The following is a 24,106-nucleotide window of genomic DNA, read 5'->3' as shown; positions in this document are numbered from 1 at the left end:
ACGATTCATGCCCGGTGGCTCAGGCCGACAGCGCCTCCCCGAGCCGTTCGTCCTCCGGCGCGCACGCCGCCACCAGCTCGTCCAGGGACAGCCCGAGCGCGCCGGCCAGCGCCGCGACCGTGAAGAAGGCCGGCGTCGGCGCCCGGCCCGTCTCGATCTTGCGCAGCGTCTCCGCCGACACTCCGGCGGCCGCCGCGATCTCGACCATGCTGCGCTCGCCGCGTGCCCGGCGCAGCAGCGCGCCGAAGCGCTCGCCGCGCTCGCGCTCCCACGGGGTCAGGGGGGTTCTCACCATGGTCGTGATACTAATACCGGTATAAGTATTGGACGCGGCGCCGTGCGCCGCTTTCCGGCGTTGGAGGAACAGGCACGATGGTGGAGATCAAGACCCCTGCCGGGGTGGACGCGATGCGGGAGGCCGGGCGTGTCGTGGGGCAGGCCCTGGCCGCCGTACGGGCGGCGGCGGACGTCGGCGTGTCGCTGCGGGAGCTGGACGGGGCGGCCCGCGCGGTCCTCGACGAGGCGGGCGCCACGTCCCCGTTCCTCGGCTACCGGCCGTCGTTCGCCCCCACGCCCTTCCCCGCGGTGATCTGCACCTCGGTGAACGACGCCGTCGTCCACGGCATCCCCACGGACTACCGCCTGCGCGACGGGGACCTGATCGGCGTCGACTGCGGCGCCGAGCTCGACGGCTGGGCGGGCGACGCCGCCGTCACGTTCACCGTCGGCACGCCGCGCGAGGACGACGCGGCGCTGCTGGAGGCGACCCGGCGCGCCCTGGACGCCGGCATCGCCGCCGCCGTCCCCGGCAACCGCATCGGCGACATCTCGCACGCCATCGGGCGGGTCGCCGACGAGGGCGGGTACGGCGTCCTGCCGGACTACGGCGGGCACGGCATCGGGCGCCGCATGCACGAGGACCCGTCCGTGCCGAACCGCGGCCGCCCGGGGCGCGGCTACCCGCTGCGCCCCGGCCTGGTGCTCGCGATCGAGCCGATGTTCCTGGCCGGCGGCCTGGACGCGTACGCCACCGCGCCCGACGGCTGGACGCTGCGCACGACCGACGGCAGCCGGGCCGCCCACATGGAGCACACCGTCGCCATCACGGAGGACGGCCCGCGCGTCCTCACCCTGCCCTGACGCTCCGACGCCGCGCCGGCGCCACCGGCGTCGCGGGGACCGGGCCGCGGCCGGGCCGCCAGGTCGCGACGAGGGCGGCGGCGGCGAGGAGTTCGGCGAGGTCACCGCCGTAGTACATGATCTCCGCGCCGCCCCGCAGCTCGGCGACGGGCACGTGGACCCGCGTCCAGAAACCGCCGTACAGCAATTGCGCCACCACGGCGTGCGCGGCGATGGCGCAGCCGAGGTACACCAGGCGCGTGCGCACGCCGGGCCGGGCGGGCGCCGGGTCCGGACCCGCGATGGCGTGCGCGAACAGGCAGCCGGACAGCAGGAAATGGGCGTGCAGCAGCCAGTGCCCGAGCGGCTGCACCGTGGCCGCGCCGTACAGCGGGGTGAAGTAGAGCGCGGCGAGGCTGCCCGTGGACAGGGCGACGGCGACCGCCGGGTGGGTGACGAGCCGGGCGGGCCGGCTGTGCAGGACGGCGGTCAGGCGGCGGCCGTGCGGCGCGGGCAGGGTCCGCAGGAGCAGCGTGACGGGCGCGCCGAGCACGAGGCCGAGCGGCGCGTACATGCCGATCAGCAGGTGCTGGGTCATGTGGCCGCGGAAGTCGCCGTGCGCGAGGGACGAGACGGGCGGCAGGAGGGCGGTGGCCAGCAGGGCGATGCCGCCGGTGAACGCGGCCGTCCGCCACGGGCTCCAGCCGCGCGCCGGGTTGCGGAGCCGTGCGCGGCGGGCCAGCAGGACGTAGCCGGACGCGCAGGCGAGGAGCACGAGGAGCGTCAGCAGCACGGGCAGGACGGCCGCTCCCCCGCCGGCGTGGCCGTGCGTACCGTGGTCCATCAGGCGACCCGCCCCGCACGGCGCGCCCCGGCGGGCTCGACGGGACGGGCGCCGCGCCGCAGCAGGTGTCCGGCGGCGATCAGCAGCGCCCCGAGGACGAGGAACCCGATGTCCCACCACACCTGGCTCCCGCCGCCGCGCACGTGATGGATGCCCAAAATGTGGTGGTCCACGATGCCCTCGACCACGTTGAACAGCCCCCACCCGGCCAGGACCCAGCCCCACAGCACGCGGGACGTCCACACGTGCCGCCGGCCGTGCGTGACGCGGGCGTACAGGACCGCGAGCCCGGAGAGGACGGCGAGCCAGCACACCGTGTGGAAGAAGCCGTCCCACACGGTGTTCATCTCAAGCCCGGAGACCGTGTCGGGGTCGTAGTACTTCACGCCGACGCTGTCCGTGTCGGTGCTGGTCAGCATGTGGTGCCACTGGAGGAGCTGGTGCAGCAGGATGCCGTCGACGAAGCCGCCGAGGCCGACGCCGAGCAGCAGCCCGGGCAGGCGGAGGCTCACCGCCTCCGGTTCCGTGCCGCTGTCCCCCGGGGTGGTCGCCATCGCCTGTCTCCGTCCGGTCGGGTGCGCGGCGGCGGGTTACCCGGCGGGGGCGCGGTAGTCCCGCCGGGCCGCCGAATTCGCCCGCCCGGCCCACAGCGGCCCGCCCGGACGGCCGCCGCGGCGGTCGGCGAGAATGGCCGCCGCCCGTCGTCCCAGGTGAGGAGTCGTCCGTGTCGTCCGAGTGGGCCGCCGCCGTACTGGGCTGTGTCGTCTTCGCGGGGGCTGCGGTGCAGCGGCTGACGGGGGTGGGTTTCGCGCTGGTGGCGGTGCCGGGGCTCGCGCTGCTGCTCGGTCCGGCGAGCGGGGTGGCGCTGTCGAACTGCGCGAGCGGCGCGATCAGCGCGTCGGGGCTCGCCTCGACCTGGCGCGGTGTCCGGCCGGCCACGATGCTGCCGCTCGTCGCGGCGGCGGCGGTGACCGTACCGGTCGGCGCGTGGCTCGCCGTGCGTCTGCCGGACCCGGTGCTGCTGACCTGCACGGGCGTGGTGGTGACGGCGGCCGTGCTGCTGGTGATGCGGGGGCTGCGGGCGCGGGCGCTGCGGGGGCGCGGGGGTGCGGTCGCGGCGGGGGCGGCGAGCGGTCTGATGAACGCGTCGGCCGGTGTCGGCGGCCCGGCGGTGTCCCTGTACGCCGTGAACGCCGGCTGGACGGTCCGCGAGTTCGTGCCGAACGCGCAGTTCTACGGCGTCGTCGTGAACGCGTTCTCCGTCACGGTGAAGGGTCTCCCCCACCTCACGGGCCGCGTGTGGCTGCTGGCCGCCGCCGGGCTCGCGGCCGGCGAGGTGCTCGGCCGCTTCCTGGCCCCGCGCACCCCGGAGCGGGCGGCCCGCCTGACCGTGCTGCTCCTGGCGCTCGGCGGCGGGCTCACCACGCTGGTCAAGGGCCTCACCTCGCTGTGAACCCTCCCGTTCACCCCTTCTGCGCGACGACGAAGACGCGGCGGAACGGGAACAGCGTCCCGTGCGGCCCGGGCGGGTACGCCTCGCGCAGCGCGTCCCGGTACTCGGCGACGAACGCGTCGCGCGCCTCCGGGTCGTCGTCCAGCGCGGTGAGGACGGGCCGCAGCCCCGTTCCCCGCACCCAGTCGAGCACGGGGTCGTCGCCGTGGAGGACCTGGAGGTAGGTGGTCTCCCACGCGTCCACCTCGCAGCCGATGGCGGCCAGCCCGGCGAAGTACTCGCCGGTGGGGTGCGTGGCGTCGCGGTGCCGCAGGACGTCCCCGAGCCGGCCGCGCCAGTGGCGGCCGCCGGCGATCTCGCGCATGAGGACGTGGCTCGGCGCGTCGAAGTTCCCGGGGACCTGGAACGCGAGGACGCCGCCCGGCGCCAGGCCCGCGACCCAGTCGGGCAGCAGGCCGAGGTGGCCGGGGACCCACTGGAGGGCGGCGTTCGAGACGATCAGGTCGAACGTCTCCCCGGGCCGCCACTCGGCGAGGTCCGCGCACCGGAAGTCGAGCCCGCCGCCGCCGGCGAGGGGTCCGGCGTACGGCTCGGCCTCGGCCAGCATGGCCGGGGAGTTGTCGTAGCCGGTGATGCGGGCGGTGGGGAAGCGTTCGGCGACGACGAGGCTCGGCTTCCCCGGGCCGCACCCGAGGTCGGCGACGCGGGGCGCGTCACCGGCGGGCAGCAGCGGCGGGACGCGGGCGAGCAGCTCGTACAGCGGCCGGGTGCGGTGCCCGCTGTGCCGCTGGTACTGGGCCGGGTCCCATACGGGCGGGGCGGGGCGGTCTCGGTCATCGTGCGCGGGTGCCATGGCCGGAATCCTCATCCGCCAGTCTCTCGACGTCAAGACTCTCGACGTCGTGAGACTCCATGTCGTGAGACTTCATATCGACACAACTATTAGACTGCCCCCATGGAGGACGAGGTTGACCGGCTGGTGGCGGCCTGGCGGCGCGAGCGCCCCGACCTGGACGTCGAACCGCTCGAAGTGCTCAGCCGCGTCAGCCGCCTGGCCCGCCACCTCGACCGGGCGCGCCGGCTGGCGTTCGCCGAGCACCGTCTCGAACCGTGGGAGTTCGACGTCCTCACGGCCCTGCGGCGCGCCGGAAGCCCGTACCAGCTCTCCCCCGGTCAGCTTCTCACCCAGACCCTCGTGACGTCCGGCACGATGACGAACCGCATCGACAGGCTGGCGAAGAAGGGCCTGGTCGAACGCCTCCCGGACCCGACCGACCGCCGCGGCGTCCTGGTCCGCCTGACGACGGCCGGCCAGCACCACGCCGACGAGGCACTGGCGGGCCTGCTGACCCAGGAACGCGCGATCCTCGGCGACCTGACGGCGGCACAGCGCCGCGACCTGGCGGCACTCCTCCGCGTCCTGACAGCCCCCTTCGACAACACCCCGATCTGATGGCCGGCGGAAGTGGCAAGCGAGGAACCCGGCCCGGGACTTGGGATCCTCCGCGTGGCTGACGGGATAGTGGGGGCGATCACCGGCCTGTTCCGGGGACGCGGCAGCAAGGACGAGCTCGCGCGGGTCGACGCGGAGATCACGGCATTCGGCGAAACGCTCGCCCGGCATTCCTTCACACCGAGCGACCACCGGGACGATCCCGGCCTCCTCGCCGATTACCAACGGGCGCTGGACGCGTACGAGCAGGCCAAACAGAGTCTCGTCGGCGACCGGAGCCTTGAGGACGCCACCGATGTGCTGCGTGCTCTCGACGAGGGCCGCCACGCGCTGGCCTGCGTGGACGCCCTTGTCGCGGGGCGGCCACGCCCGCAGCGGCATCCGACCTGCTTCTTCGACCCCCGCCACGGGCAGGCGACCGAGGAGGTCCGCTGGGCGCCCGCCGGGGGCACCGCCCGGACGATCGCCGTGTGCGCGGCCGACGCCGTACGCCTGGCGGACGGGATGCCGCCGATCAGGACCAGGCCGCGGGAACAGCGGCCCGACCCGCCTCCGGGCTCGACCGCCGCGGGCACGGAAAGGCGCACGGAACACCGCCCCGCCCCTTCGCCACCTTCACCGCCCGCGTCGACCGATCCCTACGGGGCGTGGCCCGAGCGGACGGGCGCGCGGCAGCGCTGGGAGAGCCGCGGGACCACGGGCGTCCAGTTGTCCCGTACCTCGCCCCGTACACCCGCCCTGCTGGTGGTCCACCTGGAGCGGTCCGAGGACTCCTGGGTCGAGCTGACCAGCCCGCCCGGCAGCGACGGGCGGCCCCGGCAGATCCTCACACACGGCTCCCCGCTGCGGCGGGCGATCGTTCCGGTCGAGGCCGACGGCCGGGACGCGATACGCCTCCAGATGCACACCGGGGGAAAGTGGCGCGTCTGGCTGCACCCGCCGGAGGAGATCCCGCTGTGGCAGGGAGAGCTGGAAACGACCGGCTCCTACGTTCTGCGGCATCCCGGCGGCCGGACACCCCTGCGGATCACCCAGCACGAGGGGGCCGCGTTCTCGCTCCACGTGCTGCGCCCGGACTTCCGGATCGGGGCGCCCCTGCACCTGGGGCACGGCCCGTTCACCGCATCGGTCACCGCCCCGAGGAGAGCGGGTCTTCTGTACGTCCGATCACGTGGCTCCTGGGCCGTCGCGACGCCGGGAGGGGTGCGCGGGGGCGCGGCCGGATCCGAGGCGTGAGGACGGCGTTCGAGGACTCACGGCCGGGAGTCGCCCCGCTTCGGCGCAGGGGGTGCCTGTCAGCCGAGGAAGTCCATCAGGTGGTCGTTCACCTGCTGCGGGTCGGTGTGGGGCAGGGAGTGGTGGGTGGCTCCGGGGAGCAGTGCCACCTCGGCGTGCGGGAGTGTCCGGCGGGCGCGGGCCGCGACCTTGGCGGCGTGGTGCGTGCGGCTGCGTTCCGCCACCAGGACCAGCACCGGCATGCGGAGGCCGGCCGTCCGGGGGCAGCGGCCGGCCACGATCTTGCGGCCGGGGGCCGTGGAGGCGAGCGCGTAGAGGCGCTGCCAGGACTCGTCCGGCCGGTGATCCCCGGTCTCCCAGGCCAGGAAGGCGCGGGCGCGGGCCTCGTCCGGGCGTATCAGGGTGGGCAGCGCGCGCAGCAGGTAGCCGGGGCGGAATCCGGCGAAGACCTGGGTGGGGTCCAGGAGGGCGAGACGGTCGATCCGCTGCGGCGCGTGCAGCGCGTACCCGGCGGCGATCCAGGCGCCGTACGAGTGACCGCACAGGTGCGTGCGGTCCAGTCCGAGACCGTCCAGCAGCGCGTCCAGCCAGGCCATCAGGTCGGCGGCGTTCTTCAACGGCGTGCCGTCGCGTTCGGTACGGCCCGCGTCGCCCAGCAGGTCCACCGCGTGGACGCGGTACCGCTCACCGAGGGCCGGCGCGTTGGCCCACCAGACCAGGCCGGTGGCGGATCCGCCGGGCAGCAGCACCAGCGGCCTGCCGTCCGCCGGGCCGTACACGTGGACCCGGGTGCGCCCGTACGGCGTGGCGACGTCGCGTTCCTCGGTGGACTCGGGCCAGCGGGCACGCAGCTCGTCGTAGGCAAGGTCGAAAGCGGACGCGGACATGCCATTCCTCTCGCTGGGCGATAATCTCGTTCAGCGAGATAGTACGCAGGTCATGAGGGAGCGCGGCATGGACGACCGGAGTCCGGTGATGGGGTTGGTTCACCTGCTGCGCGCGGTGACCGTGGAGTTCGACCAGTTGGGCGCCGAGTTCGCAGCACGCAACGGGCTGCACCCCACCGACGTGCGGGCACTGATTCACCTGCTGGACGCGGCACGCACGGGCACGCGGGCCACCCCGGGATGGCTCGGCGGGCAACTGCGGCTGAACTCGGCCGGCACCACGGCCCTGGTGGACCGGCTGGAGCGGCTCGGCCTGGTCCGGCGCAGCAGGGACACGGCCGACCGGCGGCGCGTGCTGCTGGAGGTGGAGGAGAAGGCCACGGAGCTGGGGTGGTCGTTCTTCGGTCCGGTGATCGGCGAGGTGGTGGCGGCCGCGGAGGGGTTCGACGCGGCGGAGCTGGACACGGTGCGTCGTTTCCTGACCACGGTGCTGGAGTCCACCGGGCGGGCTCGCGCGGACTGACCCGGCCGCGCCCTCGCCGGTCCGGTGGATGCGCGCCGGGTCTGGGTACCCGGCGCGGACATACGTCCGAGCGAAGGTGGTACGTCGCATGGCCACGACTTATGGAGCACAGACGTCCCGTGCCCGGTCGGACCGGTCGGGCCGGTCCGAGGCATCGCTGGCGCGGTACAAGGAGGCCCTGTTCCGGGGGGAGCGGCAGGAGCTCATCGGACTGTTCACGATCGCGGCCGGGGTGGTCCTGTGCGTCGCGCCGTGGATCGCGGACACACCCGACGCGGCGAAGGAGGCGTCCCGGAACGAGCTGGGCGTCGGGATCGTGGTGATCCTGCTCGGCATCGTCCGGTTCTCCCACTACCCCGGCAAGTGGGCCGACGCGGCCCTGCTGGTCCTGGGCGCCTGGATGATCGCCTCACCATGGGTGATCGGCCTGCGGAACACCGAGGTGACCGAAAGCTCAAGGGCGGTGGACGTGGTGGTGGGCATCGCCTTGGTCCTCCTGGCAGCGATCTCGGTCCTACTGCTCCGCATGTCCCGCCGAGCAGGCTCCCGCCGAGAGACAGCCGAAGCAAGGGAACACAACAGGCCCACCAACTGACCCACCCCCGGCCCTATCCCCGCGCGTGCGGGGAGCACCGGAGCGCGGCGGGGAGGCTCTGGTCGTCCTCGGGACCATCCCCGCGCGTGCGGGGAGCACTCAATGTGGGTCCGCCACAAGCCGTTTTTCCTGGGACCATCCCCGCGCGTGCGGGGAGCACTTCCGCCCGCCGGAGCCGAGCGCGCGCGTGCAGGGACCATCCCCGCGCGTGCGGGGAGCACCGCGCCGCCGCCCCGCACGTCACGGTCAACGGGGGACCATCCCCGCGCGTGCGGGGAGCACACTCGCCGACCTGCGGGTTTATGCGGCGTGGGTCGGAGAATCCATGAACTTCGCAGAGTCCGGCCTTCTTCGCGAATTGGCCATAACAAGCGTCGTGGCGAGTTACGGACGGAGTTCACCGGTTGTCATGGCTGTCAGGAAGCCTTCCCAAGCCCGCCTGGCGAAGATGAAGGCCGGACCAGAGGTGTCCTTGGAGTCGCGGACCCCCATCGCATCCCCGGCGAGCCGCGCCCCCTCCACACAGGCGCCCCCCTGGTCGTTGCTGTAGCTGGAAGTGAACCACACAGCACTTCGCAGGGCGTTGTCCCTGTCGATCATGCGTCTCAAGCTCTTCCTTGGTCGCTGAAGGAATAGTCAGGCGGCGATTGCACACAACGGCCGCCGCACGGCGCACCTAAGCACCCATCAAGCGCTCCGGGTAGATGATGGGCTCCAGCGCCAAGACCGTCCAGGGGCGGCAGCAGTGATACCCGCGCACACCGCGCGGGGACGGTCTCCCTGCGTGCGGGGAGCGGGTGGCCTCGTCTCGGGATCAGGCCGCCATCGTGGGACCATCCCCGCGCGTGCGGGAGCAGGCTCGCTGACCTACTTCGTGGAGTCCGGCATCTCTCATAAAGCACCCGTAGCAAGTTATAGGCGGAGTTCGCCGGTTGTCACGGCTGTCAGGAAGCCTTCCCAGGTCCGCCTGGCGAAGATGAAGGCCGGACCAGAGGTGTCCTTGGAGTCACGGACTCCCATCGCACCGCCGGTGAGCCGTGCCCCCTCCACACAGTTGCCCCCTTGGTCGTTGCTGTAACTGGAAGTGAACCACTCAGCGCTTCCAAGTGCGTTGTTCGTGGTGATCATGCGCCTTGATGCTCCTTGTTCATAGTGAGGCAGTGGCCAGGCAGGGCGGTAAGCAACGCCCGCATCGTGCGCAGTGGTTCGTGCAGGTGTCCACGCTCCTCCCGGTAGAGGTCCCCCGAGACAGCCGTCGAGATGCTCCTCGATGCGCTTCCGCCTGCCTGACGAATGCCCTCGTCGGCCGTGGTGGGGGCGGGTACGGTCGGGTTGTGTGTTATTACGCCGAGCACCCCTACAGGCTGCATTACGTGTGCGTGCCCTGTCGTCTCGCGTTCAAGCAGCACGCCGAGGGTGGTACGCACTCGTGTCCCCGGTGCTCCCGGGTGATGGTCTGTGCCGGGCATGACTTCGCCGTGCCTCGGCGTCGTGACATCAAGGCGTGGACCGTCGTCGCCGCCGTGCTCGGTGCCGGGTTGCGGTACGAAGGGCGCGAGCCCTGTGGCTGCGGCAAGGACCCCAAGTTCCGTCCCCGCACCCGCGCCCAGGTGCGGGCGCGCCGCATCGCGGCGGCCCGTACCGGGACACCCCTCGCCGACATGCTGGGGCGGGAGGACCCGCAGACGCCCGCGGGCGCGGAACGCGAGTCCTGACCCGGCGTCCTCCGTTCAGCCCTCCAACAGGCGGGCGCGCGAGTCCGCCACCGCGATCAGCGGGGTGTCGGTCGGTGGCGCCGTCCCGCCCGCCGCCGGTGTCGCCAGCAGGTCGCCCGTCGTCACGTCGGCCGGCAGCAGCGCCACCGTCGCCGGAGTGCCGCCGCCGTGCCGAACGAGGGTGGCAGGACGCCGTGCCGGTGCCGTCCGGCGGCCGATCACACGGGGCGCCGTCGCGTACGGGACGCCCGTCGTGCCGTCGCCGTTCACCGTGACGACGCGGCCGTGCGCCGTGTCCTCGACGCGCAGCACCCGGTGCAGCGCCACGGCCGCCGGTGCGGTGAGGGCGCGGCCCGGCTCGATCACCAGGCGCGGGACGGGCAGCGCCGTCGCCGCGCAGCTCTCGATCAGTTCGGCGCGGACGCGCGCGGCCAGGGCCGTCAGGTCCGGTTCCGGGTCGCCCGGCCGGTGCGCGGCCGTGTGGCCGCCGCCGAGGACCAGGTCCGACAGGACCACGCCGTACTGGTCGCGGACCCGGGCCAGCAGCCCGACGAGCCGGCGCACCGCCGGCAGGTACGGCTTGGCCGTCGTGACGTCCGCGCCGACGTCGCAGTGCAGGCCGGCGAGCGAGAGGCGCGGCTGCGCCAGGATCCTGCCGATCGTGTGCTGCGCCGAACCGTCCGGCAGCGACAGGCCGTTCGTCCGCCGCGCCGGGGACCGCGACGTGCCGGGGGTGACGCGCAGCAGCACCTGCTGCCGTGTGCCCGGCGGCACCTGGGCGGCCAGCCGGTGCACGTCCGCGCTGCTGTCGAGGACGACCCGCCCCGCGCCCAGCCGCAGGGCCGTCGCGATGGAGGCCGGGTCACCGGCGGCGCCGTGCAGCGTCACGCGGTCGCACGGGAAACCGGCGCGGGCCACCCGCGTCAGCTCGGCGGCCGAGACCAGGGCGAGGCCCAGCTTCTCCTCCTCGATCCAGGCCAGCGGCCCCGGCCGCAGCAGCGCGGGAGCGGCGGACACGAGGACGCCGTCGGGGAACGCGTCCAGGTGCGCGCGGCAGCGCTGCCGCGCCTCCGTCTCGTCGATGACGTACGCCGGTGTGCCGTGGCGCACGGCGACGCCGGTGAGGCGGACGCCGCCGACCCGCATGTCCGCGCCGTCGGCCGTGAACTGGGCCGAGCGGGGCCAGATGGCCAGATCGGGGTGGCGCGTCTGGGGCGCGCGAGGGCGCGTGAAGGACGCAGGGGGCGCGGATCGGGGGGCGGCCGCCTGTGGGGGGACGCGGGTGCCCGGGGAGAGGGTACGAGGGGCGGGGTGGGGGCTGGTCTCCGTGGTCATGCGGGCGCGACCTCCCGTCACGCGGCAGCGTGCCGCCCGGCGGCGGGGGCGGTGTGCTGCGGGTCGAGGTGGGAACCGGTGCGCCGGAGGGGGCGCGGGTCACGGCCGTGCGCCGCGGGCTGGGGGCACGGCGGTCGGGTCAGCGGGCGTGCGGTCGGACAGTGCTCGGTCGGCTGGTGCTCGGTCGGGGTCGGAGGGCCGGCGCGCGGGAGCGGCGTACGGCGCGGAGTGGGGCGCCGGGCGCGGGGTGTCCCCGGGGCCGGGGTGCCCGGGGTGCCGGGCGCCGCCGGGGCGCGCGGGCGGGCGGCCGCGTCACGGGGTGACGGGGCGGCCGGCGGGGTCAGGGGGCGCGGTGCGTCCAGGGTCTGTCCGGCGGGTCCTGGCGCGGCTCGCGGCGTCGGACGCGGTGCGTCGCAAGGCGCCGGATCGCAGTTCATACCCGGCGTATTCGCGCGATGCGGCAATGCGGCGAGGTGTCGTGGCCGGCGTCGCGGGACAGGCAGGACCCGCCGGACAGACCCTGGCGGCCGGTGGTCGGCGTAAGAGGGGCCTCGTGCTCATGCGGAACTCCTTCGGGGCACGGTGAAAGGCCCGGCGGGCCAGGTGCGGTGGAGTCGGCAGAGGGCGGTCAGGGGGCGTCCACCCCTCCCCTGTCCCCGCCAGTGTCCGCCGTCGGCGGCCCGACAGGGAAGGGAGGGTTTCGGCCAAAACGCACGAATGGGTTGCGGCCGGGCGCCGGGCGGACCCGCGTCAGCGGACCCGCGCGCCGAACGCCCGGGCCACCGACTCCCGTACGGCGTCGGCGGTGGGCGGGGCGGTGCCGTGCTCGGCGGCGAGCCGCGCGAGGGACGTCATCGCGACGTCGGGCAGCCCGCAGGCCGTGAAGGTGCCGAACGCGCCGAGGGCGGGGTCCACGTTCAGCGCGAAGCCGTGGCTGGTGACGCCGTTCCTGATGCGCATGCCGATCGAGGCGATCTTGCGGGGCTCGGGACCGCCGGGTATCCACACGCCGACGAGGCTCTGCGCGCCCGGCGGGGTGTCGCGGCGCACGGCCGTGACGCCGAGGTCGGCCAGCGCGCGGATCAGGCCGTTCTCCACCCAGCGGACGATGTCGCCGGGGCCGCGCTCGCGCAGGTTGATGACGAGGTAGCCGACGAGCTGGCCCGGACCGTGGTACGTGGCCTGGCCGCCCCGGTCGACGGGGACGAGCGGGATGTCGCCTGCGGCCGGCAGCTCCTCGGGCGGGGTGCGGCTGCCGTACGTGATGACGGGCGGATGGCTGAGGAGCGCGAGACGGTCGCCGATCTCGCCGGCCCGCCGTCGCTCGACCCAGCCGGCCATGGCGTCCACGGCCTCCTCGTAGGGGACTTCACCGAGATCGAGCCGTTCGAGAACATCGCTGGTCACGTCCACGGACACCACCGTACGCCTGCCCCCGGCGGCCGGGGCGGCCCGCCCGGGAGCGGGCGCCGGAGGATTCCGAACGAAATCGTTGACAATCTTGTTGCCCTAGATTTAGGTTCGACGGGCACTCACTCAGGGAGGGCACATGCCGAAGCAAGCCGGTCCGACCAGCGGGGAGCAGGCCAGACAGCAGGCACTGACCCGGCTGCGGCAGGCGATCCTGCGCGGCGAGATGGCACCGGCCCAGCGGCTGGTGGAGAACGAACTCGCCGAGCAGTTCGGTGTGACACGGGCCAGCGTCAGAGCGGCGCTGATCGAACTGGAGTCGGAAGGACTGGTCGAACGCATCCGCAACCGCGGATCGCGGGTACGGGTGGTGAGCGTCGAGGAAGCCGTCGCCATCATCGAGTGCCGCATGGCCCTCGAAGGGCTGTGCGCGGCCAAGGCGGCACTCGCCGCCGACGACGGGCAGCTCGACCGGCTCGCGGAGGTCGGCACCGCGATGACGAAGGCCGTCGCCGCGGGCGAACCGATGGTCTACTCCGACCTCAACCACGAACTGCACGCCATGGTGCGCGAGTTCTCCGGCCAGCAGACGGCCGTCTCGCTCCTGGAGCGGCTCAACGGCCAGCTCGTGCGCCACCGGTTCCAGCTCGCGCTGCGGCCCGGACGCCCGCAGCAGTCCCTGAACGAGCACCTGGCCATGATCGACGCGATCCGGGCCAGGGACCCGCGGGCGGCCGAGGCGGCCGTCCGCGCGCACCTCGCGAGCGTGATCGACGCACTGCGCGAATGACGCGCCGCGCTGGTGGGCCACGGCCCTGTCAGCAAGGAGAGTTCAGCGATGACGAACGAGAAGGCGCCCGCACCGCGCCGCTCGACCCTGGTGGTCACCGCACACGCGGGTGACTTCGTCTGGCGGGCGGGAGGCGCCATCGCCCTGGCGGCCTCCCGCGGCGAGAAGGTCACCATCGCCTGCCTCACGTTCGGCGAGCGCGGCGAGTCGGCGAAGGCGTGGCGCGAGGGCAGGACCCTGGAGGAGATCAAGGCGCTGCGGCGCGACGAGGCCGAACGGGCCGCGGCGACCCTCGGCGCCGAGGTCCTGTTCTTCGACGCCGGCGACTACCCCCTCACGCCGAGCGCGGAGCTGACGGACCGGCTGGTCGGGGTGTACCGCGCCACGCAGCCCGACGTCGTCCTCACCCACCCCGCCGACGACCCGTACAACGGCGACCACCCGGCGGCCCACCGGATGGCGCTGGACGCCCGCGTCCTCGCCCAGGCCATCGGCTACCCGGGTCCCGGCGAGATCATCGGCGCCCCGCCGGTCTTCTACTTCGAGCCGCACCAGCCGGAGATGAGCGGCTTCAGACCGGAGGTCCTCCTCGACATCACCCCCGTGTGGGAGGTGAAGCGCAAGGCGATGGAGTGCCTGGGCGCGCAGCAGCACCTGTGGGACTACTACACGGACCTCGCGGTGCGCCGCGGCGTCCAGCTCAAGCGGAACGCGGGGCCGAACCTGGGCCTCTCCCACCGGACCATGGCCGAGGCGTACATGCGGCCGTACCCGCAGATCGCGAAGGAGCTGGCATGAGCGGCGTCATCGTCACCGGACCCCCGAAGGCGGATGCGCGGGACGTCGAGGCGCTCGGGCGGTACGGCGTCGCGACCGTGAGCGAGGCGATGGGGCGCACCGGGCTCCTGGGTCCCGGGCTGCGGCCGGTCCAGCAGGGCGTACGGGTCGCGGGCACGGCGGTGACCGTCCTCAGCTGGCCCGGCGACAATCTGATGATCCATGCGGCGGTGGAGCAGTGCGGGGAGGGCGACATCCTCGTCGTCACCACCACGTCGCCGTCCACGGACGGCATGTTCGGCGAGCTGTTCGCCACGGCCCTCGCGCGGCGCGGCGTACGGGGGCTCGTGATCAACGCGGGCATCCGGGACACGCAGGAGCTGCGGGACATGGGCTTCGCCGCGTGGTCGCGCGCCGTCTCCGCGCAGGGCACGGTGAAGGCCACCGGCGGGTCCGTGAACGTGCCCGTCGCCATCGGGGGGCAGGTCGTACGGCCCGGCGACGTGATCGTCGCCGACGACGACGGGGTGGTCGTCGTGCCGCGCGAACGGGCGCGGGAGACCGCCGAGGCGTCCGAGGCACGGGAGGCGAAGGAGGCGGCGGCGCGCGCGGCGTTCCTCGACGGACAGCTCGGGCTCGACCGCTACGGGCTGCGGGAGAAGCTCGCCGGCCTCGGCGTGCGGTACGTGACGTACGCCGAGCACACCGGGGAGTCCGGGTCGTGACCGGGGAGCCGGAGCCCGCGGGCGTACGGTGCCTGCTGATGCGCGGCGGCACGTCCAAGGGCGCGTACTTCCTCGCCGGCGACCTGCCGGCGGACCCGGCCGCGCGCGACGACCTGCTGCTGCGGATCATGGGCAGCCCCGACCCGCGGCAGATCGACGGTCTCGGCGGCGCGCACCCGCTCACCAGCAAGGTCGCGGTCGTGTCGCCCTCGGCCGGCGGGGACGCCGACGTCGACTACCTGTTCCTGCAGGTCGCCGTCGACACCGCCGGGGTGTCGGACCGGCAGAACTGCGGCAACCTGCTCGCGGGCGTCGGCCCGTTCGCCGTCGAACGCGGCCTCGTCGCCCCCGGGGACGACGGCCGGACGTCGGTCCGCATCCGGATGGTCAACACCGGCGACCTGGCCACCGCAACGTTCCCCACGCCGCGCGGCCGTCCCGCGTACTCGGGCGGCGCGCGGATCTCAGGGGTGCCCGGGACGGCGGCGCCGGTCGTGATCGAGTTCCCGCCCGGCGGCGGCCCCCTCCTGCCCACCGGGAACGTCCGCGACACGATCGCCGGCACGCCCGTGACCTGCGTCGACAACGGCATGCCGACCGTGCTGATACCGGCGGACGCCCTCGGCGTGACGGGCTACGAGACGCCCCGCGAGCTGGAGGCGGACGCGGCCCTGCGCGAGCGCGTCGAGGAGATCAGGCTCGCCGCCGGCCCGCTGATGGGCCTCGGGGACGTCGGCGCGACGACCGTCCCGAAGCTCAGCCTGCTGGCCCCGCCCGCGCACGGCGGCGCCGTCTCGACCCGCACGTTCATCCCGCACCGCTGCCACACGTCCATCGGCGTCCTCGGCGCCGCCGGGGTCGCCGCGGGGCTGCGCGTCCCCGGCGGGGTCGCCGACGGCATCGCCGACCTGCCCGCCGAGGGCGATCGGCTGCGCGTCGAGCACCCGACGGGCTTCCTCGACATCGACGTGCGCGTGGCCGCCCACGGCGACGGACCGCCCGCCGTCACCCGTACCGCCGTCGTGCGGACCGCCCGGAAGATCTTCGACGGGACGGTCTTCCCCCGCCCGGCGCACACCTCCCCGCTCGAAAGGCAGGACCGATGACGACCCCACCGCTCGGCGACATCGCCCACCTCGGCCACGCCGAACTCCTCACCCCCGACCTCGACGGCAGCGTCCGCTTCTGCACCGACTTCCTCGGCCTGACCGTGTGCGGGGAGTCCGGCGGCACCGTCCACCTGCGCACCTTCGACGACTACGAGCACCACAGCCTCGTCCTCACCGCCGCCGAACGGCCGGGGCTGCGCCGCACCGCCCTGCGCACCTCAAGCGAGGAGGCGCTCGGGCGGCGCGTCGAGGCGCTCGAGGCGGCCGGGCACGCCGGGCGCTGGGTGGAGGACGAGCCCGGCATCGGCAGGCTGTACGTGACGGCCGACCCCGACGGCCACGAGATCGCCCTGTACTGGGAGAGCGAGTACTACGCGGCGCCCCCGGAACTGCGGCCCGCGCTCAAGAACCAGCCGCAGGCCAAGCCCAACCGGGGCGTGGGCGTGCGCCGCCTCGACCACGTGAACTTCCTGGCCGCCGACGTCGCCGCCAACGCGGACTTCCAGCAGCAGGTGCTGGGCGCGCGGCCAACGGAGCAGATCCGCCTGGACAGTGGGGCGATCGGCGCGAAGTGGCTGACGTTCACGGACAAGTCGTACGACGTCGTCTACACCTCGGACTGGACGGGCGCGAGCGGCCGCCTGCACCACATCGCGTTCGCGACCGACACGCGCGAGGACGTGCTGCGCGCGGCGGACCTCGCCATCGACAGCGGCGTGTTCATCGAGACGGGGCCGCACAAGCACGCGATCCAGCAGACGTTCTTCCTGTACGTCTACGAGCCCGGCGGCAACCGCATCGAGCTGTGCAACCCGCTGACCCGTCTCGTGCTCGCGCCGGACTGGCCGCTCGTCACCTGGACCGAGGCCGAGCGCGCCAGGGGCCAGGCGTGGGGCCTGAAGACGATCGAGTCGTTCCACACGCACGGCACGCCGCCGGTGGACTGAGCCGGCGGCGGGGGCGGTCCCCGCGCGGCGGCCCGACTGGCCTCAAGATTGTTGACAAAAGCGTTGACACCGAATGTGCGGGGTCCTTAACGTCGTCCGCACACTCGGGTCCGCCGCGATCGAGCCGCTCCGGCCCGCCCCTTTCCTCCCCATCCCTCCGGGGACAGAGCTGTCCCGAACGAGAGGAACTCCCCGATGTCCTCCACACCCACCGCCGCCGGCGCCCGCTCCGGCCGGCTCACCCTGCTGGTCGTCGGCCTGTGCTGGCTGGTCGTCCTCTTCGACGGCCTCGACATGTTCATCTACGGCTCCGTGCTGCCGCACATGCTGGAGACCGGGGCGCTCGGCATCGACCCGGACGAGGCCGGCGACATCGGCTCGTACGCCACCTTCGGCATGCTGATCGGCGCCCTGTCCTCCGGCACCGTCAGCGACTGGATCGGCCGCAAGCGGACGATCCTCGCCTCGACGGTGGTCTTCTCGCTCGCGTCCGCCCTGTGCGCCTCGGCCGGCAGCCTCGGCACGTTCGGGCTCGGGCGCTTCCTCGCCGGCCTCGGCCTCGGCGGGCTGCTGCCGAGCGCGATCACCCTGGTGACCGAGTACGCCCCCCGCGGGCGCGGCGCCCTGATCGTCGGCTCACTGATGACCGCCCACCAGGCCGGCGGCATCCTCGCCGGCTTCGTGGCCCTGTGGACCGGCGACTGGCGCGTCTCGTTCTGGATCTGCGTCATCCCGCTGTTCATCGGCGTGCCGCTGGCGTTCCTCTACCTGCCCGAGTCGATGACGTTCCTGCGCGCCAAGGGCCGCGACGCGGAGGCCCGCGCGCTCGCCGACCGGTACGGGGTGGCCGAACCCGCCCCCAAGGAGAAGCGCGCCGCCGGGGCGGACCGCTGGGGCGCGGTCGCCGCCCTCTTCCGCGGCGGCCTGTGGACGCAGACCCTCTGCTTCTGGCTCGCCTCCTTCGGCGGGCTCCTCCTGGTCTACGGCGTCTCGCAGTGGCTGCCGTCCCTGATGAGAGCCAGCGGCTACGACCTCGGCTCGTCGCTCGGCTTCGTGATCGTCATCAACCTCGGCGGCATCGTCGGCATGCTGATCGGCGGCAAGCTGACCGACACGTACGGCGGGCCGCTGATCACGGCGATCTGGTTCGGCGCGACCGCGATCGGCGTGTACGCGCTCAGCATCCACATGCCGCTGGCGCTCACGTACACCGTCGTGTTCCTGACCGGCCTGTTCCTCTTCAGCGCGCAGGCGATGATCTACGCCACGGTGGCCGCGCGGTCGGACGACGACAACCGGGCCACGGCGGTCGGCTGGACGTCCGGCATGGGCCGCTTCGGCGCCGTCTTCGGGCCGTGGCTCGGCGGCCGGCTCCTCGACACCGGCTCGAACACGGCGGGCTTCACGGCGTTCGCGCTGGCGGGTGTCTTCTCGCTGGTGTTCGTCAGCCTGACGGGGCTGCTGTCCCGGCGGAGCGGCACCCTGGGCAGCGGCACGGCACGCCCGCTGTCCCCGGCGGGCTGAACCGCCGCGACGCCGGAAGGGCTCCCGCACGCGTCGCGCGCGGGAGCCCTCCGCTGTGCCGCCTGCCGGTGAAGGGTGAGAAGACGATCACGAGCAGGACGTCGGTGGGACGCCGTCGTCAGGGTGCGAGCAGGAGGCTGTCGCCGCGCTCCTTGGCGGCGGCGTACCGCTTGGACACGTCCTGCCAGTTGACGACGGCCCACATGGCGTCGATGAAGTCGACCTTCTGGTTCTTGTACTGGAGGTAGAAGGCGTGCTCCCAGGCGTCGAACACGAGGATCGGGGTGGACGCCTGGCCCACGTTGCCCTGGTGGTCGTAGACCTGTTCCACGATCAGCCGGCCGCTGAGCGGCTCGTACGCCAGCACGCCCCAGCCGGAGCCCTGGGTGGTCGCGGCGGCCTTCGTCATCTGCGCCTTGAAGCCGGCGAACGAGCCGAACGAGTCGGCGATCGCGTCGGCCAGCTCGCCGACACCGTCCCGCTCCAGGGGCTCACCGCCGCCGTCACCGGTCATGTTGTGCCAGTAGATCGAGTGCAGGATGTGCCCGGAGAGGTTGAACGCGAGGCTCTTCTCCAGCCCGGTGATCGCCCCGAACTGCCCCTTGTCCCGGGCCTCGGCGAGCTGCTCCAGGGTGTCGTTGGCGCCCTTCACGTACGCGGCGTGGTGCTTGTCGTGGTGCAGCTCGATGATCTGCGGATTGATGACAGGTTCGAGAGCCGCGTAGTCGTAGGGGAGCTCCGGGAGCGTGTACACCGCCATGTCCAACATCCTCCGACACTGTTGCAACTGATGTGCAACTGCACGCTAGCACCAAGTAGGACGGCCGCCGATCACTTCCCCCGCCTCCGGACGAGTGGCCCACCACGCCTTGCCGCCATGATCTGGCTCTTGCGCCCGACTCGCAATAGGACGAACGGTGACGGGCGACGGACACCGCGCACCTGCCGCCGGCCTGGGCACCGGGCGGACCGCGGCCTGGCTGTGCGGCGCACTGGGGATCGACGAACTGGCCGTACGCCCCGCGGCACAGGGCGGCGGCCTCGCCCGTGCCCTGCTGGGGGCCGTGACGGCCGGGGCGCCGGGCGGCCGGGCCTGGCTGCTGACGTCCGCCAGGTCACCGGGAGCCGTCGCGTTCTACCGCCGACAGGGCTGGATCCAGGCGACACACCCCTCCCCCGACGGCGCGGGCATCATCGTCTTCCTGAGCCCGCACCACCCCGCGGCAGCGTCCGCGCCACTCCCCCTGTGACGGGCGGGGAACGCGTGACGCCGCACGGATCGCGTACCGGACGAACGAGCCGGAGCACGGCACGGCGTCATTCCCGAGCGGAGGTACGGGTGCTGGTTCGCGCGCCCCGCACCGCGTGAGGCACGCGGACCCTGCCCCGGTGGGTCCGCGGTCAGTTCGCCATGCCGGCGAACTGACCGGGCTCGTACGAGCCTCCGGGCACTCGCGCGATCACCTGGAGCCGGTTGCTGGCATTGATCATGGCCACCAGGGAGATCAGCGCGACGATCTGGTCCTCGTCGTAGTGCCTGCGCACCTCGGCCCAGGTCTCGTCCGACACCCCGGGGTGGGCGTCGGCGAGCCGGGTGCCCTCCTCGGTCAGGGCCAGCGCGGCCCGCTCGGCTTCGGTGAAGACGGTGGACTCGCGCCAGGCGGCGACCAGGTTGATCCGGGTGGCGCTCTCCCCGGCGACCGCGGCGTCCTTGGTGTGGTAGTCGACGCAGAAGCCGCAGCCGTTGATCTGGCTGGCGCGCAGCATCGCCAGGTCCTGGACGGCCCGGGGAAGCGTCGACTGCTGGATCGCCAGGCTCACGCTGTAGATCCGTTTGGCGATCCTGGCGCCGAGTTCGTTGCCCAGCATGTCGAGACGGGGTTCCATTGACGTTCTCCTCAAGTCGGTGATCGGTGTCGGGAAACGCGGTGGGGTGGTGGTCAGCCGATCGTGCCGGGCTCGTAGTCGCCGCCGCGCTGGCCGACGATGACCGACATGCGGTTGGTGGCATTGATCAGGGCGATGAGCATCACCAGGTCGGACAGTTGGTCCTCGTCGTGGTGCCGGGCGGCGTCCGCCCACGCCTCGTCGGTGACGCCACCGGCCGCGTCGGCGGTGCGGGTGCCCTGCTCGGCCACCTCCAGGGCGGCACGCTCGGCCTCCGTGAAGACGGTGGACTCGCGCCAGGCGGCGACCAGGTTGATCCGGGTGGCGCTCTCCCCGGCGTGCGCGGCGTTCTTGCTCCACACGTCGGTGGCGTAGCCGTCACCGTTGATCTGGCTGGCGCGCAACACGACCAGCCTCTGGGTCGCGGCCGGGAGCGTGGACTCCTGCAGGATCGTCCCGCTCGCCGCACCGAAGTGCTTGGCGGCCTTCGCGGCGGTCGAGGTCGGGTTGCTGAACAGGGCCGGGCGAGCAGTCATCGTGTGCTCCTTGTCGTCGTTGCCGGACGCACAGGAGATGCCGGCGCCTCGGCCTCTGTGACAGCTCGGCCGTGTGACACACGTCACCGAGCCCGGGTGTCACGCGGCGGCCCGGACCGGCGTCATGCGCGGCGGGCGACCGCGTACGCGCTCCCCCGTCCGGCCGCTCCCCCTGCCTCGCGGAGGACACGCCGGCCCGGCCCCACTGCACGGGCGGGAACCGGACCGGCCGGTCAGGTGGCCGGGGGCGGGAGGGCGGCGCGGTAGTCGCGGGCCGCCGTCATCAGGCCGTCGAGGGCGTCCCGTGTACGCAGCAGGTCGGCGATGTGGGCGGTGAGGCGGTCGCGTTCCTCGGTCATGCGTTCCAGCGCCATGTCCGAGTGCTCCGCGCTCGGGGCGTCGACGCACGGGAGCAGTTCGGCGATCGCGCGGCTCGACAGGCCCGCCGCGTACAGGCGCTGGAGGAACAGGACCCGTTCCACCGCGTGCTCCGTGTAGTGCCGCTGCCCGCTCGGGCTGCGGGTGCTGGCGAGGAGACCCTGTTCCTCGTAGTAGCGCAGCGACCGGACGCTGACCCCGGTCCGTGCCGCCAGGTCCCCGACACGCATGCCGCCCTCCCGTCCGTGTCCCGCGCCACAGCGCTTGCCCCTGACATTGATGTGAGGTTTTAGCGTAGCCGCCGTGCCCGGGTCCCGGGTACGGCGGAACGAGGAGACCCCACTGTGACGACCCTTTTCGACAGCTACCGGCTCGGCGGCCTCTCACTGCCCAACCGGGTGGTGATGGCCCCGATGACGCGGGTGCGCGCCGCCGCCGGCGGGCTGGCCACGCCGTCGATGGCTGCCTACTACGCCCAGCGCGCGACGGCCGGGCTCATCGTGTCGGAGGGCGTGCAGCCGAGCCTGATCGGGCAGTCCAACCCCGGCACGCCCGGGCTGCACACCGACGAGCAGACCGAGTCCTGGCGGCAGGTCACCGCCGCCGTGCACATCAACGGCGGCCGGATCTTCGCCCAGATCATGCACGGCGGACGTGTCTCGCACCCCGACACGATCGGCACGCGACCGGTCGGCCCCTCGGCCGTCCCCGCCGTCGGCGACGTCTTCACCCCGGCCGGCCCGCAGCCGGCCCCGGTGCCCCGCGCCCTGGACACGGCCGAAGTGCCCGAGCACGCGCGAGCGTACGCCGACGCCGCCCGCCGCGCCGTCGCGGCGGGATTCGACGGCGTCGAACTGCACGGCGCCAACGGCTACCTGATCTCGCAGTTCCTGTCGTCGAACGCCAACCTGCGCACGGACCGCTACGGCGGTTCGGTGGCGGGCCGCATCCGGTTCGCCGTGGAGGCCGCCGCCGCGACCGTCGACGCGGTCGGTGGCGCGAGGACCGGCATCCGTCTCTCGCCCGGCGGCGGGATCTGGGGCGTGACGGAGACCGACGTGCCGGAGCTGTACGCGGCACTGCTGTCCGAGCTGGCCCCCCTCGGCCTGGCCTACGTGCACCTGGAGGCGACCACCGGCGAGGAGGTGCTGACCGGCCTGCGGCGCGCGTGGCCCGGCACCCTGATCATGAATCCGATGTCCCCGCTGGAATCGCGGCGGACCGGTCCGGCGGACGCCGACCACTGGCTCCGGCTCGGCGCCGACCTCATCAGCTTCGGCCGGGCGTTCATCGCCAACCCGGACCTGGTCGAGCGGCTGCGCGCCGGTCTGCCGCTCGCCGAGGTGGACGACGCGGCCTACTACCAGGGCGGCGACGCCGGCTACCTGACGTACCCCGCTTACCAGTACACGGCCTGACGTCTACAGGTCGTACGCCGCCGTGACCGGGGCGTGGTCGCTCCAGCGGGCCGTGTGTGTCTCCGCGCGCTCCACCCACGCCTTCACGCAGCGGGCGGCGAGGCCGGGCGTCGCCATCTGGTAGTCGATGCGCCATCCCGTGTCGTTGTCGAACGCCCGGCCGCGGTAGGACCACCACGAGTAGGGGCCGTCCTGGTCGGGGTGGAGCCGGCGGACCACGTCGGCGTAGCCGCCCTCGGCCGGGTCGAGGACGCGGTCGAGCCAGGCGCGTTCCTCCGGGAGGAAGCCGGCCTTCGTACGGTTGGCGCGCCAGTTCTTGAGGTCGGCCTCGCGGTGCGCGATGTTCCAGTCGCCGCAGACGACGACCTCACGGCCGGCCGCCGCCGCGCGGGTGCGCAGGCCGATGAGGTACGGGAGGAACGCGGCCATGAACCGTTCCTTCTCCGCCTGCCGCTCCGTGCCCACCTCGCCCGACGGCAGGTACAGGCTCGCGACCGTGACGCCCGGCAGGTCGACCTCCAGGTAGCGGCCGGCCGCGGCGAACTCGCCCGCGTCGAAGCCGACCCGCACCGCCTCGGGGGCGCGGCGCGTCAGGATCGCGACGCCCGCGCGGCCCTTCGCCGACGCCGGCGCCCACACGGCGTGCCGGCCGTCGGGGCGGCGTACGGACTCGGGGAGCTGGTCCTCCTCGGCGCGTACCTCCTGGAGGCACACGACGTCGGCGTCGCTGCCGGCGAGCCAGTCGGTGTAACCCTTGCCTGCCGCGGCGCGGAGGCCGTTCACGTTGGCGGTTGTCACGGTGAGCACGAAGAGTGACCCTAACGCGCGGCGGGACGTCGACGCGAACGGCGTGAGGGGTGTCACGGGGGTGGGGAACGTGAGTGGCCCGGGTCACGCACACGTGTTCGTACCATGACGGTATGACCATAGTTCCGACCCGTTTCGACCATCCCGACGCGCGGCTGCTCAACGATCTCGTGCAGGCCGAGTACGCGGAGCGGTACGAGGGCGAGGGGGACACCACGCCGCTGGACGCGTCGATGTTCGATCCGCCGCGCGGCCTGTACCTGGTGGTGTACGACGACGCCGGCCGTCCGGTCGGCACCGGCGGGTGGCGCGCCCACGAGGACCCGGCCGAGGGGTACGCGCCGGGCGACGCCGAGATCAAGCGGATGTTCATCCTGCGCGACGCGCGCGGGCGCGGGCTGGCGCGCAAGGTGCTGGCGCGCCTGGAGGAGGAGGCGCGCGCCGCAGGGCGTACCCGCCTCGTGCTGGAGACGGGACTGCGGCAGCCGGAGGCGGTCGCGCTGTACAGCAGCAGCGGGTTCGCGCGGCTTCCGGCGGAGCAGGGCTTCGGCACCTACCGGGACTCGCCGGAGAGTGTGTTCTTCGCGAAGCCGCTGCGCTGAACGCGGTGCCGTCCGCGCGGGCCGGCGCCGCGTCCA

At 73.5% G+C, this 24,106-nt stretch carries 29 protein-coding genes, 1 pseudogene and 1 CRISPR repeat array; of the genes and pseudogenes, 16 read left to right on the top strand and 14 right to left on the bottom strand.

The features are described 5' to 3' along the window. Positions 1–19: 19 nt before the first annotated feature. On the bottom strand, positions 20–295 hold the full coding sequence (locus EMA09_RS18680; protein ID WP_129842157.1) for a helix-turn-helix transcriptional regulator: 276 nt from the start codon (positions 293–295) through the stop codon (positions 20–22). A gap of 77 nt (positions 296–372) precedes the next feature. Between EMA09_RS18680 and map the strand changes: the two genes are divergently transcribed. After that, positions 373–1,140, top strand: coding sequence for a type I methionyl aminopeptidase (gene map, locus EMA09_RS18675; protein ID WP_129842156.1), 768 nt, complete (start codon positions 373–375; stop codon positions 1,138–1,140). On the opposite strand, the gene EMA09_RS18670 is transcribed toward map, so the two are convergent. Together EMA09_RS18670 and EMA09_RS18665 are read right to left on the bottom strand one after the other, a co-directional pair. Then, on the bottom strand, positions 1,127–1,963 hold the full coding sequence (locus EMA09_RS18670) for a cytochrome c oxidase assembly protein (protein ID WP_129842155.1): 837 nt from the start codon (positions 1,961–1,963) through the stop codon (positions 1,127–1,129). The genes map and EMA09_RS18670 overlap by 14 nt on opposite strands. Next, a complete protein-coding gene (locus tag EMA09_RS18665; protein ID WP_129842154.1) occupies positions 1,963–2,517 on the bottom strand; it encodes a DUF2243 domain-containing protein in 555 nt (184 codons plus the stop codon). The genes EMA09_RS18670 and EMA09_RS18665 overlap by 1 nt, the downstream gene beginning before the upstream one ends. Positions 2,518–2,687: 170 nt before the next feature. Here EMA09_RS18665 and EMA09_RS18660 point away from each other — a divergent pair, with 170 nt between their 5' ends. Continuing rightward, complete coding sequence (locus EMA09_RS18660) at positions 2,688–3,416, top strand: TSUP family transporter (RefSeq protein ID WP_240796466.1); 729 nt, start codon at positions 2,688–2,690, stop codon at positions 3,414–3,416. Between the two features lie 10 nt (positions 3,417–3,426). On the opposite strand, the gene EMA09_RS18655 is transcribed toward EMA09_RS18660, so the two are convergent. Then, on the bottom strand, positions 3,427–4,269 hold the full coding sequence (locus tag EMA09_RS18655; protein ID WP_129842153.1) for a trans-aconitate 2-methyltransferase: 843 nt from the start codon (positions 4,267–4,269) through the stop codon (positions 3,427–3,429). A gap of 102 nt (positions 4,270–4,371) precedes the next feature. Between EMA09_RS18655 and EMA09_RS18650 the strand changes: the two genes are divergently transcribed. Together EMA09_RS18650 and EMA09_RS18645 are read left to right on the top strand one after the other, a co-directional pair. Next, positions 4,372–4,869: a MarR family transcriptional regulator gene (locus tag EMA09_RS18650; RefSeq protein WP_129842152.1), complete on the top strand. Its 498-nt coding sequence runs from the start codon at positions 4,372–4,374 to the stop codon at positions 4,867–4,869. A 54-nt stretch (positions 4,870–4,923) separates the two neighbouring features. Beyond that, positions 4,924–6,105 (top strand): hypothetical protein, encoded by a 1,182-nt coding sequence (locus EMA09_RS18645; RefSeq protein ID WP_129842151.1) that lies wholly within the window; start codon positions 4,924–4,926, stop codon positions 6,103–6,105. A 59-nt stretch (positions 6,106–6,164) separates the two neighbouring features. Here the strand turns inward: EMA09_RS18645 and EMA09_RS18640 are convergent, their stop codons facing one another. Beyond that, positions 6,165–6,992 (bottom strand): alpha/beta hydrolase, encoded by an 828-nt coding sequence (locus EMA09_RS18640; RefSeq protein ID WP_129842150.1) that lies wholly within the window; start codon positions 6,990–6,992, stop codon positions 6,165–6,167. A gap of 67 nt (positions 6,993–7,059) precedes the next feature. Here EMA09_RS18640 and EMA09_RS18635 point away from each other — a divergent pair, with 67 nt between their 5' ends. Further along, complete coding sequence (locus EMA09_RS18635) at positions 7,060–7,515, top strand: MarR family transcriptional regulator (RefSeq protein ID WP_129842149.1); 456 nt, start codon at positions 7,060–7,062, stop codon at positions 7,513–7,515. 88 nt (positions 7,516–7,603) lie between these two features. After that, positions 7,604–8,110: an SPW repeat protein gene (locus EMA09_RS18630; RefSeq protein WP_168220762.1), complete on the top strand. Its 507-nt coding sequence runs from the start codon at positions 7,604–7,606 to the stop codon at positions 8,108–8,110. Positions 8,111–8,119: 9 nt separating this feature from the next. Beyond that, positions 8,120–8,392: direct repeats of the CRISPR family, unit length 29 nt; unit sequence GGGACCATCCCCGCGCGTGCGGGGAGCAC. Positions 8,393–8,494: 102 nt separating this feature from the next. Here the strand turns inward: EMA09_RS18630 and EMA09_RS18625 are convergent. Beyond that, positions 8,495–8,710 carry a DUF397 domain-containing protein gene (locus tag EMA09_RS18625; protein ID WP_129842147.1) on the bottom strand — a complete coding sequence of 72 codons (216 nt, stop codon included), beginning with the start codon at positions 8,708–8,710 and terminating at the stop codon, positions 8,495–8,497. A gap of 312 nt (positions 8,711–9,022) precedes the next feature. Beyond that, the gene (locus tag EMA09_RS18620) at positions 9,023–9,238 is read right to left on the bottom strand and encodes a DUF397 domain-containing protein (RefSeq protein ID WP_129842146.1); all 216 of its coding nucleotides are present in this window, start codon (positions 9,236–9,238) and stop codon (positions 9,023–9,025) included. Positions 9,239–9,588: 350 nt separating this feature from the next. Here EMA09_RS18620 and EMA09_RS29475 point away from each other — a divergent pair, with 350 nt between their 5' ends. After that, complete coding sequence (locus EMA09_RS29475) at positions 9,589–9,825, top strand: hypothetical protein (protein ID WP_346655840.1); 237 nt, start codon at positions 9,589–9,591, stop codon at positions 9,823–9,825. Positions 9,826–9,840: 15 nt separating this feature from the next. Here EMA09_RS29475 and EMA09_RS18610 read toward each other — a convergent pair whose 3' ends face one another. Together EMA09_RS18610 and lipB are read right to left on the bottom strand one after the other, a co-directional pair. Then, a complete protein-coding gene (locus EMA09_RS18610) occupies positions 9,841–11,160 on the bottom strand; it encodes a diaminopimelate decarboxylase (protein WP_129842144.1) in 1,320 nt (439 codons plus the stop codon). 750 nt (positions 11,161–11,910) lie between these two features. Continuing rightward, entirely contained in the window at positions 11,911–12,573 is a 663-nt protein-coding gene (gene lipB / locus EMA09_RS18605) for a lipoyl(octanoyl) transferase LipB (protein ID WP_240796465.1), read from the bottom strand. Positions 12,574–12,709: 136 nt separating this feature from the next. Here lipB and EMA09_RS18600 point away from each other — a divergent pair, with 136 nt between their 5' ends. From EMA09_RS18600 to EMA09_RS18575, 6 genes are all read left to right on the top strand, one after another. Beyond that, the gene (locus tag EMA09_RS18600; RefSeq protein ID WP_129842143.1) at positions 12,710–13,360 is read left to right on the top strand and encodes a GntR family transcriptional regulator; all 651 of its coding nucleotides are present in this window, start codon (positions 12,710–12,712) and stop codon (positions 13,358–13,360) included. A gap of 48 nt (positions 13,361–13,408) precedes the next feature. Then, positions 13,409–14,158, top strand: a complete 750-nt coding sequence (locus EMA09_RS18595; protein ID WP_129842142.1) for a PIG-L deacetylase family protein — start codon at positions 13,409–13,411, stop codon at positions 14,156–14,158. Next, positions 14,155–14,862: a 4-carboxy-4-hydroxy-2-oxoadipate aldolase/oxaloacetate decarboxylase gene (locus EMA09_RS18590; protein WP_129842141.1), complete on the top strand. Its 708-nt coding sequence runs from the start codon at positions 14,155–14,157 to the stop codon at positions 14,860–14,862. Before EMA09_RS18595 ends, EMA09_RS18590 begins: the two co-directional genes overlap by 4 nt. After that, positions 14,859–15,968, top strand: a complete 1,110-nt coding sequence (locus tag EMA09_RS18585) for a 4-oxalomesaconate tautomerase (RefSeq protein WP_276324190.1) — start codon at positions 14,859–14,861, stop codon at positions 15,966–15,968. Before EMA09_RS18590 ends, EMA09_RS18585 begins: the two co-directional genes overlap by 4 nt. After that, complete coding sequence (locus EMA09_RS18580) at positions 15,965–16,918, top strand: VOC family protein (protein ID WP_129842140.1); 954 nt, start codon at positions 15,965–15,967, stop codon at positions 16,916–16,918. The genes EMA09_RS18585 and EMA09_RS18580 overlap by 4 nt, the downstream gene beginning before the upstream one ends. 195 nt (positions 16,919–17,113) lie before the next feature. Continuing rightward, the gene (locus EMA09_RS18575; RefSeq protein WP_129842139.1) at positions 17,114–18,442 is read left to right on the top strand and encodes an MFS transporter; all 1,329 of its coding nucleotides are present in this window, start codon (positions 17,114–17,116) and stop codon (positions 18,440–18,442) included. A gap of 118 nt (positions 18,443–18,560) precedes the next feature. Here EMA09_RS18575 and EMA09_RS18570 read toward each other — a convergent pair whose 3' ends face one another. After that, positions 18,561–19,202: a superoxide dismutase gene (locus tag EMA09_RS18570; RefSeq protein ID WP_129842138.1), complete on the bottom strand. Its 642-nt coding sequence runs from the start codon at positions 19,200–19,202 to the stop codon at positions 18,561–18,563. Between the two features lie 184 nt (positions 19,203–19,386). Between EMA09_RS18570 and EMA09_RS18565 the strand changes: the two are divergent. Next, a pseudogene (locus EMA09_RS18565) lies at positions 19,387–19,692 on the top strand (GNAT family N-acetyltransferase); the annotation flags it as partial. A gap of 151 nt (positions 19,693–19,843) precedes the next feature. Here the strand turns inward: EMA09_RS18565 and EMA09_RS18560 are convergent. The 3 genes from EMA09_RS18560 to EMA09_RS18550 form a co-directional block, all read right to left on the bottom strand. Then, positions 19,844–20,329 carry a carboxymuconolactone decarboxylase family protein gene (locus EMA09_RS18560; protein WP_129842136.1) on the bottom strand — a complete coding sequence of 162 codons (486 nt, stop codon included), beginning with the start codon at positions 20,327–20,329 and terminating at the stop codon, positions 19,844–19,846. A gap of 53 nt (positions 20,330–20,382) precedes the next feature. After that, the gene (locus EMA09_RS18555; RefSeq protein WP_129842135.1) at positions 20,383–20,865 is read right to left on the bottom strand and encodes a carboxymuconolactone decarboxylase family protein; all 483 of its coding nucleotides are present in this window, start codon (positions 20,863–20,865) and stop codon (positions 20,383–20,385) included. A gap of 233 nt (positions 20,866–21,098) precedes the next feature. Then, positions 21,099–21,473 carry a MerR family transcriptional regulator gene (locus tag EMA09_RS18550; protein ID WP_129842134.1) on the bottom strand — a complete coding sequence of 125 codons (375 nt, stop codon included), beginning with the start codon at positions 21,471–21,473 and terminating at the stop codon, positions 21,099–21,101. Positions 21,474–21,587: 114 nt separating this feature from the next. Between EMA09_RS18550 and EMA09_RS18545 the strand changes: the two genes are divergently transcribed. After that, positions 21,588–22,661 carry an alkene reductase gene (locus EMA09_RS18545; protein ID WP_129842133.1) on the top strand — a complete coding sequence of 358 codons (1,074 nt, stop codon included), beginning with the start codon at positions 21,588–21,590 and terminating at the stop codon, positions 22,659–22,661. A 3-nt stretch (positions 22,662–22,664) separates the two neighbouring features. Here the strand turns inward: EMA09_RS18545 and EMA09_RS18540 are convergent, their stop codons facing one another. Beyond that, entirely contained in the window at positions 22,665–23,468 is an 804-nt protein-coding gene (locus EMA09_RS18540) for an exodeoxyribonuclease III (RefSeq protein ID WP_129842132.1), read from the bottom strand. Between the two features lie 113 nt (positions 23,469–23,581). On the opposite strand from EMA09_RS18540, the gene EMA09_RS18535 reads away from it, so the two are divergent. Further along, positions 23,582–24,070, top strand: coding sequence for a GNAT family N-acetyltransferase (locus EMA09_RS18535; protein WP_129842131.1), 489 nt, complete (start codon positions 23,582–23,584; stop codon positions 24,068–24,070). Positions 24,071–24,106 lie beyond the last annotated feature (36 nt).

It is taken from the genome of Streptomyces sp. RFCAC02, assembly GCF_004193175.1.
In the GTDB taxonomy this organism is placed as follows: domain Bacteria; phylum Actinomycetota; class Actinomycetes; order Streptomycetales; family Streptomycetaceae; genus Streptomyces.
This window is presented reverse-complemented; position numbering and strand designations above follow the sequence as displayed.